Source organism: Limnohabitans sp. Rim8 (genome assembly GCF_943326455.1).
GTDB lineage: Bacteria > Pseudomonadota > Gammaproteobacteria > Burkholderiales > Burkholderiaceae_C > Limnohabitans_A.
In genome coordinates this window covers 30271-45400 of the sequence record NZ_CALPTI020000009.1, presented here as the reverse complement: position 1 = coordinate 45400, position 15130 = coordinate 30271, and the positions used below count along the sequence as shown (strand labels likewise).

Annotated in this window: 16 protein-coding genes; 5 read left to right on the top strand and 11 right to left on the bottom strand. The window is 60.8% G+C overall.

All coding sequences use genetic code 11. The features are described from left to right. From Q1M54_RS08270 to Q1M54_RS08260, 3 genes are read left to right on the top strand one after another with little or no spacing between them, the layout of a single operon-like run. Positions 1-1062 (top strand): ABC transporter ATP-binding protein, encoded by a 1062-nt coding sequence (locus tag Q1M54_RS08270; protein WP_300556136.1) that lies wholly within the window; start codon positions 1-3, stop codon positions 1060-1062. Continuing rightward, the gene (locus Q1M54_RS08265; protein WP_300556134.1) at positions 1059-2057 is read left to right on the top strand and encodes an ABC transporter ATP-binding protein; all 999 of its coding nucleotides are present in this window, start codon (positions 1059-1061) and stop codon (positions 2055-2057) included. The genes Q1M54_RS08270 and Q1M54_RS08265 overlap by 4 nt, the downstream gene beginning before the upstream one ends. A gap of 38 nt (positions 2058-2095) precedes the next feature. After that, positions 2096-3298 (top strand): amidase, encoded by a 1203-nt coding sequence (locus Q1M54_RS08260; RefSeq protein ID WP_300556132.1) that lies wholly within the window; start codon positions 2096-2098, stop codon positions 3296-3298. A 30-nt stretch (positions 3299-3328) separates the two neighbouring features. Here the strand turns inward: Q1M54_RS08260 and Q1M54_RS08255 are convergent, their stop codons facing one another. Further along, positions 3329-3838: an ureidoglycolate lyase gene (locus Q1M54_RS08255; protein WP_300556130.1), complete on the bottom strand. Its 510-nt coding sequence runs from the start codon at positions 3836-3838 to the stop codon at positions 3329-3331. A gap of 28 nt (positions 3839-3866) precedes the next feature. Here Q1M54_RS08255 and Q1M54_RS08250 point away from each other — a divergent pair, with 28 nt between their 5' ends. Both Q1M54_RS08250 and Q1M54_RS08245 read left to right on the top strand, forming a co-directional pair. Beyond that, positions 3867-4673 (top strand): GntR family transcriptional regulator, encoded by an 807-nt coding sequence (locus tag Q1M54_RS08250; RefSeq protein WP_300556128.1) that lies wholly within the window; start codon positions 3867-3869, stop codon positions 4671-4673. Between the two features lie 20 nt (positions 4674-4693). Continuing rightward, positions 4694-5959: a Zn-dependent hydrolase gene (locus tag Q1M54_RS08245; RefSeq protein ID WP_300556126.1), complete on the top strand. Its 1266-nt coding sequence runs from the start codon at positions 4694-4696 to the stop codon at positions 5957-5959. Between the two features lie 2 nt (positions 5960-5961). Here the strand turns inward: Q1M54_RS08245 and Q1M54_RS08240 are convergent, their stop codons facing one another. Genes Q1M54_RS08240 through bchM form a run of 10 tightly spaced genes read right to left on the bottom strand, consistent with a single transcriptional unit; the run spans position 5962 to position 15111 of the window. Continuing rightward, on the bottom strand, positions 5962-6405 hold the full coding sequence (locus Q1M54_RS08240; RefSeq protein WP_300556124.1) for a BLUF domain-containing protein: 444 nt from the start codon (positions 6403-6405) through the stop codon (positions 5962-5964). Between the two features lie 40 nt (positions 6406-6445). Next, on the bottom strand, positions 6446-7579 hold the full coding sequence (locus Q1M54_RS08235; protein WP_300556122.1) for a phytoene/squalene synthase family protein: 1134 nt from the start codon (positions 7577-7579) through the stop codon (positions 6446-6448). Continuing rightward, positions 7566-9149 (bottom strand): phytoene desaturase, encoded by a 1584-nt coding sequence (locus tag Q1M54_RS08230; protein WP_300556120.1) that lies wholly within the window; start codon positions 9147-9149, stop codon positions 7566-7568. The genes Q1M54_RS08235 and Q1M54_RS08230 overlap by 14 nt, the downstream gene beginning before the upstream one ends. An 8-nt stretch (positions 9150-9157) precedes the next feature. Beyond that, positions 9158-9943, bottom strand: a complete 786-nt coding sequence (gene puhE / locus Q1M54_RS08225; RefSeq protein ID WP_300556118.1) for a putative photosynthetic complex assembly protein PuhE — start codon at positions 9941-9943, stop codon at positions 9158-9160. Further along, positions 9937-11019 carry a magnesium-protoporphyrin IX monomethyl ester (oxidative) cyclase gene (gene acsF / locus Q1M54_RS08220; RefSeq protein WP_300556116.1) on the bottom strand — a complete coding sequence of 361 codons (1083 nt, stop codon included), beginning with the start codon at positions 11017-11019 and terminating at the stop codon, positions 9937-9939. Before acsF ends, puhE begins: the two co-directional genes overlap by 7 nt. Before the next feature lie 29 nt (positions 11020-11048). Then, complete coding sequence (puhC, locus tag Q1M54_RS08215) at positions 11049-11510, bottom strand: photosynthetic complex assembly protein PuhC (protein ID WP_300556114.1); 462 nt, start codon at positions 11508-11510, stop codon at positions 11049-11051. Beyond that, positions 11507-12163, bottom strand: a complete 657-nt coding sequence (puhB, locus tag Q1M54_RS08210; RefSeq protein ID WP_300556112.1) for a photosynthetic complex putative assembly protein PuhB — start codon at positions 12161-12163, stop codon at positions 11507-11509. The genes puhC and puhB overlap by 4 nt, the downstream gene beginning before the upstream one ends. Beyond that, positions 12160-12921 carry a photosynthetic reaction center subunit H gene (gene puhA / locus Q1M54_RS08205; protein ID WP_300556110.1) on the bottom strand — a complete coding sequence of 254 codons (762 nt, stop codon included), beginning with the start codon at positions 12919-12921 and terminating at the stop codon, positions 12160-12162. Before puhA ends, puhB begins: the two co-directional genes overlap by 4 nt. A gap of 28 nt (positions 12922-12949) precedes the next feature. Next, a complete protein-coding gene (locus Q1M54_RS08200; protein WP_300556108.1) occupies positions 12950-14407 on the bottom strand; it encodes a BCD family MFS transporter in 1458 nt (485 codons plus the stop codon). Further along, positions 14404-15111 carry a magnesium protoporphyrin IX methyltransferase gene (gene bchM / locus Q1M54_RS08195; RefSeq protein ID WP_300556106.1) on the bottom strand — a complete coding sequence of 236 codons (708 nt, stop codon included), beginning with the start codon at positions 15109-15111 and terminating at the stop codon, positions 14404-14406. Before bchM ends, Q1M54_RS08200 begins: the two co-directional genes overlap by 4 nt. Positions 15112-15130 lie beyond the last annotated feature (19 nt).

The window sequence follows — 15130 nt, the reverse complement described above, 5'->3', positions numbered from 1 at the left end:
ATGACAATGGCCAATGATGAGGCGAACGGATCGAGTCAGCCGATGCTCTCGGTGCGTGGTTTGGTCAAGCACTTTCCACTCAAGAAAGACTTGTTGGGCCGCAGCGCCGGCGTGGTGCGCGCCGTCGATGGGGTGAGCTTTGATGTGTTCAAGGGGGAGACCTTGGGCGTGGTGGGCGAGTCCGGTTGCGGCAAGTCGACCACGGCGCGTTTGCTCATGCAGTTGATCACGCCCGACCAAGGCGAGCTGGTGTTCGATGGCCAGACCGTAGGCAGCCAGTCCCTGCCCTTGAAGGACTATCGCCGTCAGGCCCAGATGGTGTTTCAAGACAGCTACGCATCCTTGAATCCACGCCTGACCATGGAAGACTCGATCGCATTTGCCCCCATGGTGCACGGATTACCCGAGCGCGAGGCGATAGAGCGGGCGCGTGACTTGCTCGAACGGGTGGGGCTGGCGCCGCAACGCTTTGCCGAGCGCTACCCCCATGAGTTGTCAGGCGGGCAAAGGCAGCGTGTCAACATTGCCCGCGCCTTGGCTTTGCAGTCGCGTTTGATCATCCTGGACGAGGCGGTTTCTGCCCTGGACAAGTCGGTGGAAGCGCAGGTTCTGAACCTCTTGCTCGACTTGAAAGAGGCGTTCGGCCTGACCTACATTTTCATCAGCCACGACCTGAATGTGGTGCGCTACATGAGCGACCGGGTCATGGTGATGTACCTGGGGCAAGTGGTGGAAGTGGGCGACAGTGAAACCCTGTTCAAGCATGCTGCGCACCCCTACACGCAAGCCTTGCTCTCGTCGATACCGACTCTGGACCCTGACAGGCGCACCGAAACCCCGCCTTTGGCAGGTGACCCGCCCAACCCGATCAACCCGCCCAGTGGCTGTCGTTTTCACACCCGCTGTGTGCATGCCCAAGCCATTTGCAGCGAAAAGATGCCGGTTTTGGCCCAAGCCCAACATGGCCAACAGGTAGCCTGCTGGATGCATGTGGCCGGCGCTGCGCACACCGGGGCACCCGCATTGCAAAGCGCGGTCACACCTTTGGAGGTCGCGGTATGAAACCCGATACGCCAACCCCCCCATATGTGGATATCCGCCAGCTGCATGTCACCTTCACCGGCGGCAAAAAACCCGTTCAGGCGGTCTCGGGCGTGGACTTGCGCGTGCAACGCGGCGAAGTGGTCGCCCTGATTGGCGAGTCAGGTTCTGGCAAGAGCGTCACCTTGCGCACCGTGCTGCGTTTGCATGCCGAAAAGAAAACCCAAATTTCAGGGCAAATCCGGGTGGGCGATCAGGATGTGCTCGCACTGTCGCAGGACCAGCTCAGCCGCTTCCGTGGGCGTGTGGCGTCCATGATTTTTCAAGAGCCCTTGTTGGCGCTGGACCCGGTTTACAGCGTGGGCCAGCAAATCATCGAAACCATTCGCCGTCACGAAAATGTGAGCGAGGAAACGGCCAGGCAGCGGGCCTTGGCCTTGTTCGAGCGGGTGCGCATTCCCAGCCCTGAGCGTCGTTTGCAGGCGTATCCGCATGAGATGTCAGGCGGCATGCGCCAGCGCGCCATGATTGCCCTGGCCCTGGCTTGCCAGCCCCAGTTGCTACTGGCCGATGAACCCACCACCGCATTGGACGCGACCGTCCAAATCCAGATCTTGCTGCTCTTGCGTGAGTTGCAAAAAGAAATGGGCTTGTCGGTGATTTTTGTCACCCACGACATTGGCGCCGCCGTAGAGGTGGCCGATCGGATTGCCGTGATGTATGCCGGTCGCATTGTGGAGGAGGGGCCTGCCCGAACCCTGATGCGCGAGCCTCGGCACCCCTACACCCGTGCTTTGCTGCAAAGCCGTGCCGACGGCGCTTTGGCCAAAGGCCAGCGCCTGGAAACGATTGCCGGCTCACCGCCTGATTTGACGAACCTGCCAGAGGGCTGCGCCTTTGCCAGCCGTTGCAAGATGGCTGTGCCTGAATGCTCGGCCACACGCCCGGACGTGACCTGGCTGGCCGATGGCCACAGTGTTCGTTGCTTGCTGGCCCAGCCTCAGCCCGTGGCCTGATCCATGGGGCCTGATTATTTTTTCAAAGTGAGTTGAACATGAGCCGACACACCGACGTTCTGTGGGACCCAGCCCACGCCTTCATGCCATACCCCTCCAGCCTTGTGGGCCACGCTGCCACGGGTCCTTTGTCGGGTCTGAGCTTTGCGGCCAAAGACATCTACCACGTCAAGGGCTACCCCACCAGTGGCGGTCAACCCATGCTCATGGCCTTGTGGGGCGTTCAAGACCGAACGGCTCCGGTGGTGCAAAGCCTGCTCGACGCCGGTGCCCGTTTTGTCGGCAAAACCGTCACCGACGAATTGGCGTTTTCCATGAACGGTCAAAACGCCCATTACGGCGCGCCGATCAACGGCGCGGTGGCCGAGCGCATCAGCGGCGGGTCCTCTTCGGGCTCGGCGTCTGCCGTGTCCAACCGCTTGTGTGATTTTGCTTTGGGTTCGGACACCGGCGGCTCGGTGCGCGCCCCCGCCAACCATTGTGGTTTGGTGGGCATGCGGCCCAGCCATGGCCGCATCAGTTTGCAAGACACCATGGCCTTGTCGCCCAGCCTGGACACTTGTGGCTGGTTTGCCCGCGATGTGCCCACCTTTGCCCGAGTGGCGGATGTCTTGTTGGGTCAGGATGCGCAGCCCTTGCCCGATCAGATCCGCGTGTTGGCCCCGACTGATATGTGGGCACTGGCCACGCCAGGGGCCCTCAAAGCCCTCAAACCAGTGCGGCAAAAAGTGGAGCAATGCTTGGGCAAGGCCAAACCGGTTCGCATCATGCAGGGTGACATGGACACCATGTACTGGCATTTCCGCGCCATTCAGGGACGTGAGGCCTGGGATGTGCATGGCGGCTTTCTTCAGCGTTTCCAGCCGGTGTTGGGCGCTGCGGTGGCCCAGCGCTTTGACTGGTCTTCCAAAGTCACGGACGAGCAAGTGGCCAAGGCGCGGGCTTTCCGCGAAGACTGGCGCACGCACATGCAGCAGATTTTGGGGACGGATGGCGTGCTCTTGATGCCCACCATGCCCGATGTGGCCCCTTGGATCCGTCAGACCGATGCCGAGCTGGAGGACTACCGCAACCGGGCCACCAGCTTGTTGTGTGTGTCGGGCATGGCGGGCTTGCCGCAAGTGAGCTTGCCATTGGCCAGCCATCAGGGCGCACCCTTGGGTATTTCTTTGGTGGGACCGGAAGGCTCAGACCGCAGTCTGGTCAAACTGGCCGAACACATCCACCACGCCTGGTCCTGAAACCCGCAGGGTCATCCCGTGGAAACGGCATCAAAGGGGACTCAGGCGCAGACTCAAAGGCAGTGAATGAATCTCGCAATCTTCGGTCGGGCCTTGGCGCTCCAGCACCAAAAAGGCACCCTTGTCCAAGGCCATCAGAGGGTGATGCCAAGTGCCTTTGTGCAGCGTGAAGCCTTGCTGACCCGTGACCTCAAAGCACTTGAGCGTGCGCAGGTCGGGCTGGTCTTGGCCCAAGGCCACCAGCAAACGACAGCGCGCACCTGTCAATGGCACAAAGGTCTGGCTGCCGCGTTGGTGCCGCTCCAGCATGTGGCAAGGGCCCTCGGGGTTTTGCGCCAGCGCGTGGAAAACCGCCAACACCGCCTGTCCATCATCGCCCATCAAGTCCAGCCCGCCGGGCAAATTGAGTCGGCCGCTGGTGCCTTGGTTGATGGTTTGATGGGTCGGTGCAAACAAATTCAACACCTCGCCATAGGGCGAAAAAGATTGTGCAGTCAGGGGCTGACAACTCAGGATGCCAAGGGATTGTTCAGTGTTCATGAAATGACTCGTTTACCAAGTAGTCATCATGACAGATGATCGTCGAATGGGCGTTCCGCTGCCTCGCAAAACCAAGCCTGACAAGCCCATTCAGACCTTGACAGGGTTGGCCGTCATCCCTGAGGACTCAAGTGTTCCCGAAGCGCGTGCAGGGGTGCCCAGCACAGGTGCTGATCGGGTGTATGAGGCGATTTATCAGGCCGTTCTGGAGCGCCGACTGTCCCCTGGCGAGCGCTTGCGCGAGCAAGAGTTGGCTGAGCAGTTCAACGTGTCACGTACCTTGGTGCGTCAGGCCTTGCAGCGTCTGGCGCAAGAGCAGGTGATTGAATTGCTGCACAACCGAGGGGCCCGTGTCCCTATTCCCAGCCTGGAGGATGCGGGCAGTGTTTTTGATGCCCGTAGGGTGGTGGAGTGCGAAGTGGCCAGGCAACTGGCCGGGCGACTCAGCGCCGAGCAATTGCAGACCTTGCAAGATTTGGCCACCCATGAAACCGAGGCCGATCGGCAAGGCGAACATGCACTGGCGATTCGTCTTTCAGGTGAATTTCACCAAGCCATGGCGCAGATGCATGGCAACCCGGTCTTGTCACGTTGGCTCAATGGCTTGCTGCCGACCACCTCATTGCTCATGTCGCGTTTCAAACGCCAAGGGGGGCAAGTGTGTGTGGCCCACCGCCATGTCGACTTGATTGCGGCCCTGCAAAAGAATCCTGCAGCGGCTGGCGCTGAAATGCGCAAACACCTCAACGAGCTGGAGCAGTCCTTGACGGATCCAGCAGCCCCTCGCCGACAATTACGCGATGTCTTTCAAGCCTACCGGGACAACCCCGAATGAACCCCGCTGGAGATCACCCCATGAAGCTCAGACCCGACACCTTGCCCTCCCTGCGCATCGACGCGAACCGTTTGTGGCAATCGCTGATGACGTTGGCCCAAATCGGTGGCACCGAAAAAGGCGGTGTCTGTCGCTTGGCCCTGACCGATCTTGACCGCCAAGGCCGTGACCTGGTCACGGCCTGGGCACGCGAAGCAGGCATGACCGTCACGGTCGATCAAATCGGCAACGTCTTCATGCGCAGAGCCGGGCGGCAGCCTGACTTGCCCCCCATCATGACCGGCAGCCACATCGACACCCAGCCCACAGGGGGCAAGTTCGACGGGAACTACGGCGTGCTGGCCGGACTGGAGGTGGTGCGCTGCCTGAACGACCACGGCATCGAAACCGAGGCCCCCATCGAGGTGGCCTTTTGGACCAATGAAGAAGGCTCGCGCTTTGTGCCGGTGATGATGGGCTCGGGTGTTTTTGCGGGCGCGTTTTCGCTGGAGCACGCCTACAAAGCCCAAGACCAAGAGGGTAAAACCGTGCGGGAGGAGTTGCAGCGTATTGGTTATATCGGCGCCGAGGTGCCGGGCCAGCACCCCATTGGGGCGTACTTTGAGACCCACATCGAGCAAGGCCCGGTGCTGGAAGACGCTGGCGTGACCATTGGTGTGGTCAGCGGTTCCTTGGGCATCCGTTGGTTTGACTGCACCGTCACAGGCATGGAGGCCCACGCCGGCCCCACCCCCATGTCTCTGCGTCGGGATGCCCTGCAAGTGGCCACACACTTGATGCAAGCCGTGGTGAGCACGGCCCACCAGCATGCTCCGCACGCCCGGGGTACGGTGGGCATGGTGCATGTGCACCCGAACAGCCGCAATGTCATTCCCGGACGGGTCAAGTTCAGCATTGACTTGCGCAACAACACTGACGCGGGGGTTGACGCGATGGCCGATGAGATCAGATCGGTCGCCCAAAGCTTGCAAGCCAGCACGGGCTTGTCGGTTGAATTGACCTTGGTGTCCAGTTTTTCTGCAACAGCCTTTCATGAGGAATGCATTTCGGCCATTTCGGATGCCACCGTCAATCTGGGTTACAGCCACATGCCTGTGGTTTCAGGGGCTGGTCATGATGCGATTTATGCGGCGCGATTGGCGCCCAGCGGCATGATTTTTATCCCTTGCAAGGATGGCATCAGTCACAACGAAATTGAAGATGCCAAGCCTGAGCACATCGAAGCAGGTTGCAACGTGTTGCTGCATGCGATGTTGGCCAAGGCCAAAGTGGTTTGGCCAAGCTGAACTTAGCCCTCAGGCAATTTGATCGGCTGACCCGCTTCCAGCAAATCCATCATCTGCTTCATGACCTGTGGACCTGAGGCCGAGTAGGGGTCAAAGTCTGGGTGCTGCAACCTGACCATGGGGTCGTCCACAGACAAGTGGATCAGCGCCATGGACCATTGGCCAAAGCGCCTTTCGTTGATTTCTTCGTAATGCAGAATCTCCACGTCTTTGTGGCGTGCATCGGCAGCAATTCTGTGGAACAGCGCATTGACCCGACTGCGTTGGCCCTCAATGACCTGGAAGAAAAACCCCTGACCCTGACACAACACACCGGTGATGCCTTGGGCCTGGTTGTGCGCTTGGGCTTGCGACAGGATGCTGGTGGTCATGGTGGTGGTCTGCGGGCCTGCAGCGCGACTCACGTAGAGCAAGCGAACGTTGATGCCGTGGCTGGGGACCCTCATCAGGCGCTCCGTGTCGAGGGGCAAGTCATGGCGTTTGCATTCATGTGTTGCGGCCAAGGCGCTCTGCTTCGCGGCGCTCCAGCAGGTCGAGCATCCAGGCCACGCGCTGGGGCATGGCGCGGTTTGGAAAATAAGCCTTGTTGCCTTTCTGTTGAACGGCATCGCGGCAGCCTTGCACCAAGCCCACGATCGCCTCCAGTGGCTCTGGGGTGTGCGCGCTCACGCGGATCCAGTGCACCTGGGTCCAGGCGCTGGCCAACAGCATGAGCTTGCGTGTGGTGCTGACCACCGTGCGCTTGTTGACTGAATCCAAGCCATCGCGGCGCAGTTGGTGACCGATTTCGGCGTAGATCATGCTGGCAGCGCAAATGGCAGCGCGGCAATCTGGCGGCAAGGCCGCGATGCCGGAGTGGGCTTGCTTGTACAGGCGGTCGGCCTCTTCCAAAAGGCGTGCCACCACGCCAGCGATGGCCGGTGAAAAAACGGGCTCTGCCATCCATGCTTCAGGATTGACGCCTGCTTCGACCAGCCATCGACGCGGCAGGTACAGGCGGCCAATGCTGGCGTCATGTCCGACGTCGCGAGCGATGTTGGTGAGTTGCATGGCCACACCCAACTCGCAGGCGCGGGCCAGGGTGTCCATGCTCTGCGGGCCCATGATCCAGCTCATCATCGCACCCACGCTGCCGGCTACCCTTGCGCCATAGGCGTGCAGGTCTTCGATGCTGTCATAGGTCCGACCCGCAGCATCCCAGGCAAAACCTTCGATCAGGGCATCGAGCAAATGGCGTGGCAATTTGTATTGCTGCACCAGCAAGCTCAGTGCATGGTCTTCGACATGGTCGTGAGGCGTGCTGTTGTAGATGGCGTCCAAGCGCTCTTTCAACACGACCAAGGGCGTATCGCCCGGTGCGGCTTCGTCGACCAAATCATCGGCCACACGGCAAAACGCATAGAGCGCGATCGCAGCGGTGCGCACGCGCGGCGGCAGCAAACGGCTGGCCGCAAAAAATGTTTTGGAACCACCTTGCATCATGGCCACGCAGGCTTGAAGGTCGTGCGAATCGAAATCGAGCTCATGCAGCACCACGGGCGCCATGGGCTGATTGGCTGCATGGGTGGCCACGGCGCTCAAGTGAGTTGCGGTGCTGGCTACGGGTTCAGGCCTTGACATGGGGCACCACCGTTTCCAGAGCTTTGGCCGACATGAGAACGCCCGGTACACCTGCGCCTGGGTGCGTGCTGGCACCCACCACAAACAAGCCCGGCACGTCTTCACTGCGGTTGTGCGGGCGGAACCAGGCGCTTTGTAGCAGCAAAGGCTCCAGGCCAAAGCCCGCGCCTTTGTAGGACCACAAGTTGTCGTGGAAATCTTGCGGTGTGCTGACCTTGCTGGTCACGATGCAGTCGCGCAGACCTGGCAGCACGCTGGCCTCCAAACTCTCTGCAATCGCGGCGCGATAAGTCTCGGCAAAGGCGGGCCAGTCGGTTCCGCTGTCCAGGTGTGGCACGGGCGAGAGCACATAAAACGTGTCGCAACCTTCTGGCGCCAGTGACGGGTCGGTGGCCGTGGGGCGGTGCAAGTACAGGCTGAAGTCATCGGCCAGTTTGTGCTTTTGAAAGATGTCTTGCAGCAGGCCTTGGTAGCGTGGACCCAGCACCATCATGTGGTGCGGCACGTCTTTGTATTGCTTGGAGGTGCCGAAATACCAGACAAACAAGCCCATGGAGTATTTGCCGTTGGCAATCTTGCGGTCGGTCCACACGCGGCGGTGCTCAGGGGCCACCAGATTTTTGTAGGTCCAGGCGGTATCGCCGTTGCTCACCACGATGTCGGCGGGCACGAATTCGCCGCTTTGCAGTTCGACACCGCAAGCACGGCCATTTTCAATGCGGATTTGCGTCACAGGTGCGTTGCAGCGTAGCGGTACACCGCGCTCTTGCAGCAGGCTCACCAGGCCTTTGACGATGGCGCCCGTGCCGCCCATGGCCGAGTGCACACCCCAGGTGCGTTCCAGCGAGTTGATGAGCGCGTAGGCACAGGTCACGGCAAAGGGGTTGCCGCCAATCAGCAGCGGGTGAAAGCTCATCACGATGCGCAGCTTGTCGTTGCGGATGTGTTTGGCCACCAAGCTGTAGAGGCTGCGCCAAGCGCCCATGCGCAAGAAGTCGGGAATGGCCGCCATCAGGTCGCTGACTTTGTCAAAAGCCATATCGCCCATGCCTTCAAAACCGAGTGTTTTGCAGCGCTCGGCTTCTTCTAAAAATCTTTCGTAGCCGGGCAGGTCTGATGGTTCAAACCGGGCCACTTCGGCGCGCATGTGCTCGGCGTCGCCGTTGTAGTCAAACCAGGTGCCATCTGCAAAACGCACACGGTAAAAGGGGTCCATGGCCACCAGCTTCACGTCGTCTGCAAAATTCTTGCCACAAAGCGCCCAAAGTTCTTCGAGCAAAAAAGGCGCCGTGATGATGGTGGGGCCAGCATCGAAGGTGAAGCCATCCTGGTGGTGCACATAGGCGCGGCCACCGGGGGCATCGAGTTTTTCAAAAACCTTGACCTCGTAACCTTTGACGCTCAGGCGGATCGCCGCCGCCAGCCCGCCAAAGCCGCTGCCAATGATGACCGCCAGCGGGCGCTGACGCAGTGTCGCTGGGGTGCTCAGATCTGGACCTTTGGGCGCAGTTGGAATGCCGAAACCTTCGCTGCGGTAAGCATGGGTGAGCGTGGGCGTCTGGGTGTTCATGGGGGCCTTCAAGGGGGTGTGGTCAAAGCCGGTTTGCTGGTTTGGCCCATGGCCCAACCCCACAGCCGCTCCAGTGGCCAAGGGAAAATCATGATGACGTGTTCAACGATGGCCAACCCGAGCAGCGTGGCCAGCATGACCCAACCGGTGGTGATGGCCACAGCACCTTGTTGTGCCAGCCAGACCAGCCAAAACCAGGTGCCCATGGCCACGCTCATGGACAGAACAAACCAAAGCGACATGCCGTTGGTGGTGCGGAAATAACTGGCCAAATAGGCCAAGTGCTCAGGCAGGTATTGCGCGCCGTTTTGCGGCACGCCAAAGAACAGGTTCAGTTTGGCCGACAGGCGCATGCACCACAGCAGGGCAAAGGTGCAAATGGCCACATGGCTGGGCTGACTCTCTTGCATCCACCACAGCACGGCGAAATTGGCCAGCAAGGCCAGCTCGTGGTAGAGCATGACCTGCACCGATTGCACAAAGCGCAGCCAACCTGTGGCACCCGCGTCCAATGGCGTTTTGCGAGGGCCGGTGATCCAACCCGTCAAAAAGGCCAGCTCGTGCCAGCCCCACATGACAATCACGCTGCCAAAGGCGAGGTAGGCGTTGAACACGCTGACCTCTTGCATGCTGTGGGCCACGCCCCAAAAACTCAGAGCCAAAAGCACCGTCCAGCCGCCGAGGCTGAAACGGAAGCTGCGCGCAGGCAGCCGGTCGAGCCACAAAATCACGCCCGTGCCGAGCCACCAGCACAGTGCCGTGAAAACGCAGGCCCAAACGACTTCAGTCACCATGCCGGTTCCATGCGGACCTGGGGCGACAGGTCTTGTTCAATCACCGGCATGAAGTACAGACGGGCAAAGGTGGCGGCTGCCTTGACGGCGCAAACACCTTGCTGCAGCTTGCCCACCAGACCGCCACGGGCCTTGGCTTTTTCCATGGCTTGCGAAATGGCAAACAAGCGCTCGAGCCCCCGGCGGAAGTCGGGGTGGTCGGTGTCCAGCGCCAGTGGGAACACCTGCTTGGTGATTTCGGTGGTGATGCGAAACACCTGGTAATCGTATTCGCTTGAGTCGAGCCCCATGGCCTCGTGCAGCATGGGGCGGGTGTGGTCGCGCACGTACATGGTGGCGTAAACAGCCAACAAGAAAAAGCGGATCCACAGTTTGTTGCCGCCGCTGAGCAGCTTGGGGTTGGCGCGCATGATCAGGGCGAACGATTCGCCATGGCGGAATTCGTCGTTGCACCACAGCTCGAACCAGCGGAAGATCGGGTGAAAGCGTTTTTCGGGGTGCTTTTCGAGTTGGCGGAAGATGGTGATGTAGCGCGCGTAGCCAATCTTTTCGGACAAGTAGGTCGCGTAGTAAATGTATTTGGGCTTGAAGAAGGTGTATTTCTTGGTGCGCTTCAAGTTGCCCAGGTCGATGCCCAAATTGAAGTCGCGCAGCGACAGGTTGATGAAGCCCGCGTGGCGCGATTCGTCACGCGCCAGATAGGTCATCAGCTGCTTGATGTCGGGGTTGCTGACGTTTTTGCGGATCTCGTTGTAAAGCACGCAGCCGGAAAATTCCGATGTGAGTGAGCTGACCAAAAAGTCCATGAACTCCTGGCGCATTTCGGGCGAGAGGCTGGCCATGCCCGAGGCCACTTCGCCGGCAAAGGCTTCGTCGCGCTGGAAGTGGTCGTGGTTGTTGTCGCCTTCGTATTCGGCCATCATCCGGTCCCATTCGGCGCGCACCGGCTCGATGTTGATGCGGTCCATGGCCGCAAAGTCGGTGGTGTAAAAGCGCGGGCTGATCATGTCGTCGTGCACGGCCTTTTTGTTGGCATCTTCAGCGGTTTCGATGGTGTGGACGGCATTGGCGGTCATGGGTTTCTCCGGTACGGAATGATTCAATGTCAGGGGGTTTTGTAGCCAGCCAGTCGCAGGCTGGCAAATACGGCGGCGTTGCTGGGACCAAACGATTCGAGGTCAATGCGTTGTCCTGTACTGGGGTCTTGCAGAGTCATGCGGCCATCGGTGCGGCCGATCAATAAAAATGGGGCTTCTTTTCCCAGGTTTTCACGCTGACGCTCCCGTGCCAAGGCCCGAAGGGTGCTTCGCAAAAAGCCTTGCTCACCTGAGAACTGGGCCACCTGTTGGCCCGTGCTGACGTCGAGCACGGCGATGTCGCCGTTGGGCAGATCACGAAATTGCAGGTCGCGTTGCCATTGCACGGCGGCATCGGGCATGCGCGGGTCCAGGCCCGACCAGCGGGCCAGGCCCACAGCCACGAGCATGGACAGCAGCATCACGCCGATCCAGGCCATGGGTCGGTTCAGGCTGTGAACCTGCCAGCCATGCTTGGGCAAGGTGTTCATGCCAACATGCCCTGGTTAGGTGCGCGCGCGGGTTCGCCGACAGGGGCATCACCCAAGTGCAAGCTTTGGCCTGCACGTTCCGCGCGCCACAGGGCCAACAGCTGCTCGCCGACTTGCGCGCTATGGGGGACGCAGCGCAGGGTGGGCTGGGGTTGCGTCACATACCAAGCCCGCTGGTGCGGCCAAAGGTGGGCCCAGCCGATGCGGTCTTCGGGGTGCAAGGCCAAGGCGATGTCGCCTGTACCCGCACCTTGGGTTTTGAGTGACGCACCTGCGATGCGTTTGAAGGGCAGGTTGAAAGTCAGCGTGAGCACGATGCCAATCCGCATGACCACGCGCTTGTTGGTCAGGGTGTAAAGCGTGCTGCGTGCAGAAAACCAAGCTGTGCCCAAAAGCAAGCCGAGTGCCACGGCGTACAGGCCAGCGGCCACCACCATGGGTTTCCAGTCGACTTGGCCTTCTGGAGCAGTCAGGTTGATGGCCTGTATGGCCAACATCAGCGCAAAGTACAACGCGACTTTGCGAACATGAAAGGCGTGAATGGCCAAGCGCTTCCAATCGGGTGCGCCCTGCCAGACCACGCGCTCGCCCGGCGGCAAAGCACTGGGCAGGCCGGGGGCGGCTTCCCACTCGTGTTCGTGGGTGGCTTTCATATGATGGGTTCCTGACGATCAGGGGTGGCGTACAAGGTGCCTGCGCCGTAATAGGCGGTGATTTTTTCTTCTTCGAGCAAGGTGATCTGCTCGTTCGATTTGGTTTGCGGCACGTTGGCAAACTGGTGCGCCAAAATCGCTTGCACATGCGAACCATCTTTTTTGATGCGCGCAAAGTTCATGGGCAGCAAGACGCGCTTGTCGGAGTTGACCAGTTGCACTTCAGCGTAGCGAAACACCATTTCCATGCGGTCTACCCACAGATCGACCACAGTGCCCGCAACGATTTTGTCGGCGCCCCAGACGGGCAGACCGCGAGGGTCCACGTCTCGCTTGGCCACGGAGTGGTCGGTGGCAATGCGCATGGGCACGATTTTGGGGTGGCCGTGTTCCATGTCGGGCACGTCGGCACGCATGGCCCAAGCACCAGGCCCCACGCCCGCCAGCAAGGGGTCACCCACGGGCTCCAGCGGTGCACCGTTCCAGCCATGCATGGGCTTGGCACTGTACTCGCCATCTGGGCGATTCAGGTCGGGCGACAGGTAGGTGTGGCCGTCCTCGGTTTTGTAGGTCACTGGTTCTGGCACGGGTGGCCAGCCTTGGATCTTGGGGCCGTTTTCACGGCCTGAATCCATGGGGTAGCCCTCGCGGTGGCTTTCGCGCACGAGGTAGTAAATCAGACCGGCAAAAAATGCCCAGAACATGTACAACACGATTTGGGCCACATCGATGTACTGTGTGATTGCGCCTGTTTCCATGGCTGTTCTCCTTCAAAAAATCGGTGCATCAGCCCGGCAGCTGCGCCAGGCCAAAGGGTTGGGGGGGACTGGCTTTTTGCGCCTCTGCGCGCGCGGCCAAACGACTGGCGCGCAGCATCGGGCCCAAGGCCACCAGCACGACAAACAACAAATACATTTCCAGGTGGTAGACGAAGCTGTAGGCGGTGATGGGGGTGACCAGCACCTCGCCCAAAGCGCCCGACATGGCCAGCACCGACACGCCGTCCCGCAAAGCCCCGCCCAGCGCCATGGCCGCGCCCGCGCTGGTGGCTTGCACAGCGCCCCAAGTGCCAATGACCAAGCCACCGAGTTTGCCCATGGGGCTGCCGTCTTGGGCTATCCCCATCGCGGTGACCAGCATGCCGACAGAAAACAAGCCGCCACTGAAGCCGATCAGGCCTACGCCGATGCGGAACAACCAGGCCGCTTCGAGCGGGCCTGAAAAAATCACCATCGCAAATGCGGGTAGGCCCAGCAGCACACCCAAGCTGGCCAGACGGCAAGCGTGCATGCCCCCCGACAGCCACCGGGCTGACAAGAGGAAAGCCAGCAAAGCGCCACCGGCACTCAAAGCCGTGAGGGCACTGGTCGCGCCCACGTCCAGTTTCAGGATCTCGGCCGCATAAGGCTCGAGCACGATGTCTTGCATGTTGAAGGCAAAGGTGCCCAAGGCCAGCGTCCACAAAAAGCGGCGCATCTGCGGCTGGGCCATGAGGTCACGCCAGCTGCTGGCAAAGCCACCGGCTTCACGGCGACCGCGTTTGGCACCTCGAGCCTCTTGTTTCCACAGCGAGGCCAGGTTCATCACCGCCACCATCACAGCGCAGCCTTGCACCAGTTGAATGAGTTTTTGCGGGCTGAAGTCAGCGAGCAGCCAGCCAAACACCGCGCTGCTGGCGATCATGCCCACCAGCAGCATGCTGTAAAGCAAGGCCACCACTCGAGGACGTTTGTCGTCGGTGGCCAGGTCGTGCGCCAAGGCCATGCCCGCGGTTTGCGTGACCTGGATGCCGGTGCCCACCAACACAAAAGCCAGGCACGCGCCCAGCTGACCCACCCAAAGATTGGCGGCTTCGGGTTCGGACAGCAGCAGCAAGGCAAAAGGCATGATGGACAGACCGCCAAACAACAGCAAGGTACCGGTCCACAAATAAGGAATGCGGCGCAGGCCCAGCGCCGAGGGGTGTGTGTCGCTGCGGTAGCCGATCAGGGTGCGCAAGGGCGCAAAGACCATGGGAATGGCGACAGCCAGTGCCACCCACCAAGCGGGCACTTGCAGCTCCACGATCATGACCCGGTTGAGCGTGCCCACCAGCAGCGCCGTGACCATGCCAATCACCACCTGGAACAACGACAGGCGCAAGAGGCGCGCCATGGGCAGCTCAGGCGAGGCCGCATCGGCAAACGGCATGAAGCGCGTGCCGTAGGCCGTAAACCAGCGGGGCATGGGGACGCGCAGTTTCATGAGCGTGTCCACTCCCAGGCTTGAGAGGTGTAAAAGCCACTGGCCACGCGCTGCATGCGCGCGCCTTGCCAGCCTTGCAAATCCAGGTGGTTTTGCATGCGTTGCAGCAAGTCGGCATGCGCAACGGGTGACAAAGATGGCGAACGGTCACTGCGCGGAAACAAGCGTCCCGCGCTGTGCATCAGGGCCAAGAGCGGTGTGCGCGGCGCAAAGGTGAAGGCCATGGAGCTGCGGGTGCGCTGGGCCAAACCGGCCAAAGCTTCGGCGATTTGGTCGCTGTCGTAGTGGATGAGCGAGTCCATGCAGACCACATGGTCAAAGTGGCCTAAGTCGGGGCTGAGCATGTCGCCTGACATGAATTCGACTGAGCCGGGCAGGGTGGGGTGCTCGGCAGCCATGCGTTCGGCAGCCAACTTGACCAAGGTGGGCGATAGGTCGATGGCCACAACGTGGGCACCGCGCAGGGCCGCTTGCAAGGCCAGCGCGCCGGTGCCACAACCGGCATCCAGCACGCGCAGGCCACGCAGGTCTTGCGGCAACCACGACAGCAGGGTCTCGCGCATGGTGTCGCGCCCGGCGCGCACGGTGGCGCGGATGCGGCCCACCGGCTCGTTCGAGGTCAATCGCGCCCAAGCATCGGCCGCGGTGCGGTCAAAGTAGTGCTCGATCTGGCTGCGGCGTTGTTCGTAGGCGGTGGTGTTCATCGGGTGCTTTCCGTGTGGG

Bases quoted from the DNA above. Each gene is read 5' to 3' on its own strand.
- Q1M54_RS08270 (WP_300556136.1), top strand. From the start codon at position 1: ATGACAATGGCCAATGATGAGGCGAACGGATCGAGTCAGCCGATGCTC.
- Q1M54_RS08265 (WP_300556134.1), top strand. From the start codon at position 1,059: ATGAAACCCGATACGCCAACCCCCCCATATGTGGATATCCGCCAGCTG.
- Q1M54_RS08260 (WP_300556132.1), top strand. From the start codon at position 2,096: ATGAGCCGACACACCGACGTTCTGTGGGACCCAGCCCACGCCTTCATG.
- Q1M54_RS08255 (WP_300556130.1), bottom strand. From the start codon at position 3,838: ATGAACACTGAACAATCCCTTGGCATCCTGAGTTGTCAGCCCCTGACT.
- Q1M54_RS08250 (WP_300556128.1), top strand. From the start codon at position 3,867: ATGACAGATGATCGTCGAATGGGCGTTCCGCTGCCTCGCAAAACCAAG.
- Q1M54_RS08245 (WP_300556126.1), top strand. From the start codon at position 4,694: ATGAAGCTCAGACCCGACACCTTGCCCTCCCTGCGCATCGACGCGAAC.
- Q1M54_RS08240 (WP_300556124.1), bottom strand. From the start codon at position 6,405: ATGAGGGTCCCCAGCCACGGCATCAACGTTCGCTTGCTCTACGTGAGT.
- Q1M54_RS08235 (WP_300556122.1), bottom strand. From the start codon at position 7,579: ATGTCAAGGCCTGAACCCGTAGCCAGCACCGCAACTCACTTGAGCGCC.
- Q1M54_RS08230 (WP_300556120.1), bottom strand. From the start codon at position 9,149: ATGAACACCCAGACGCCCACGCTCACCCATGCTTACCGCAGCGAAGGT.
- puhE (WP_300556118.1), bottom strand. From the start codon at position 9,943: ATGGTGACTGAAGTCGTTTGGGCCTGCGTTTTCACGGCACTGTGCTGG.
- acsF (WP_300556116.1), bottom strand. From the start codon at position 11,019: ATGACCGCCAATGCCGTCCACACCATCGAAACCGCTGAAGATGCCAAC.
- puhC (WP_300556114.1), bottom strand. From the start codon at position 11,510: ATGAACACCTTGCCCAAGCATGGCTGGCAGGTTCACAGCCTGAACCGA.
- puhB (WP_300556112.1), bottom strand. From the start codon at position 12,163: ATGAAAGCCACCCACGAACACGAGTGGGAAGCCGCCCCCGGCCTGCCC.
- puhA (WP_300556110.1), bottom strand. From the start codon at position 12,921: ATGGAAACAGGCGCAATCACACAGTACATCGATGTGGCCCAAATCGTG.
- Q1M54_RS08200 (WP_300556108.1), bottom strand. From the start codon at position 14,407: ATGAAACTGCGCGTCCCCATGCCCCGCTGGTTTACGGCCTACGGCACG.
- bchM (WP_300556106.1), bottom strand. From the start codon at position 15,111: ATGAACACCACCGCCTACGAACAACGCCGCAGCCAGATCGAGCACTAC.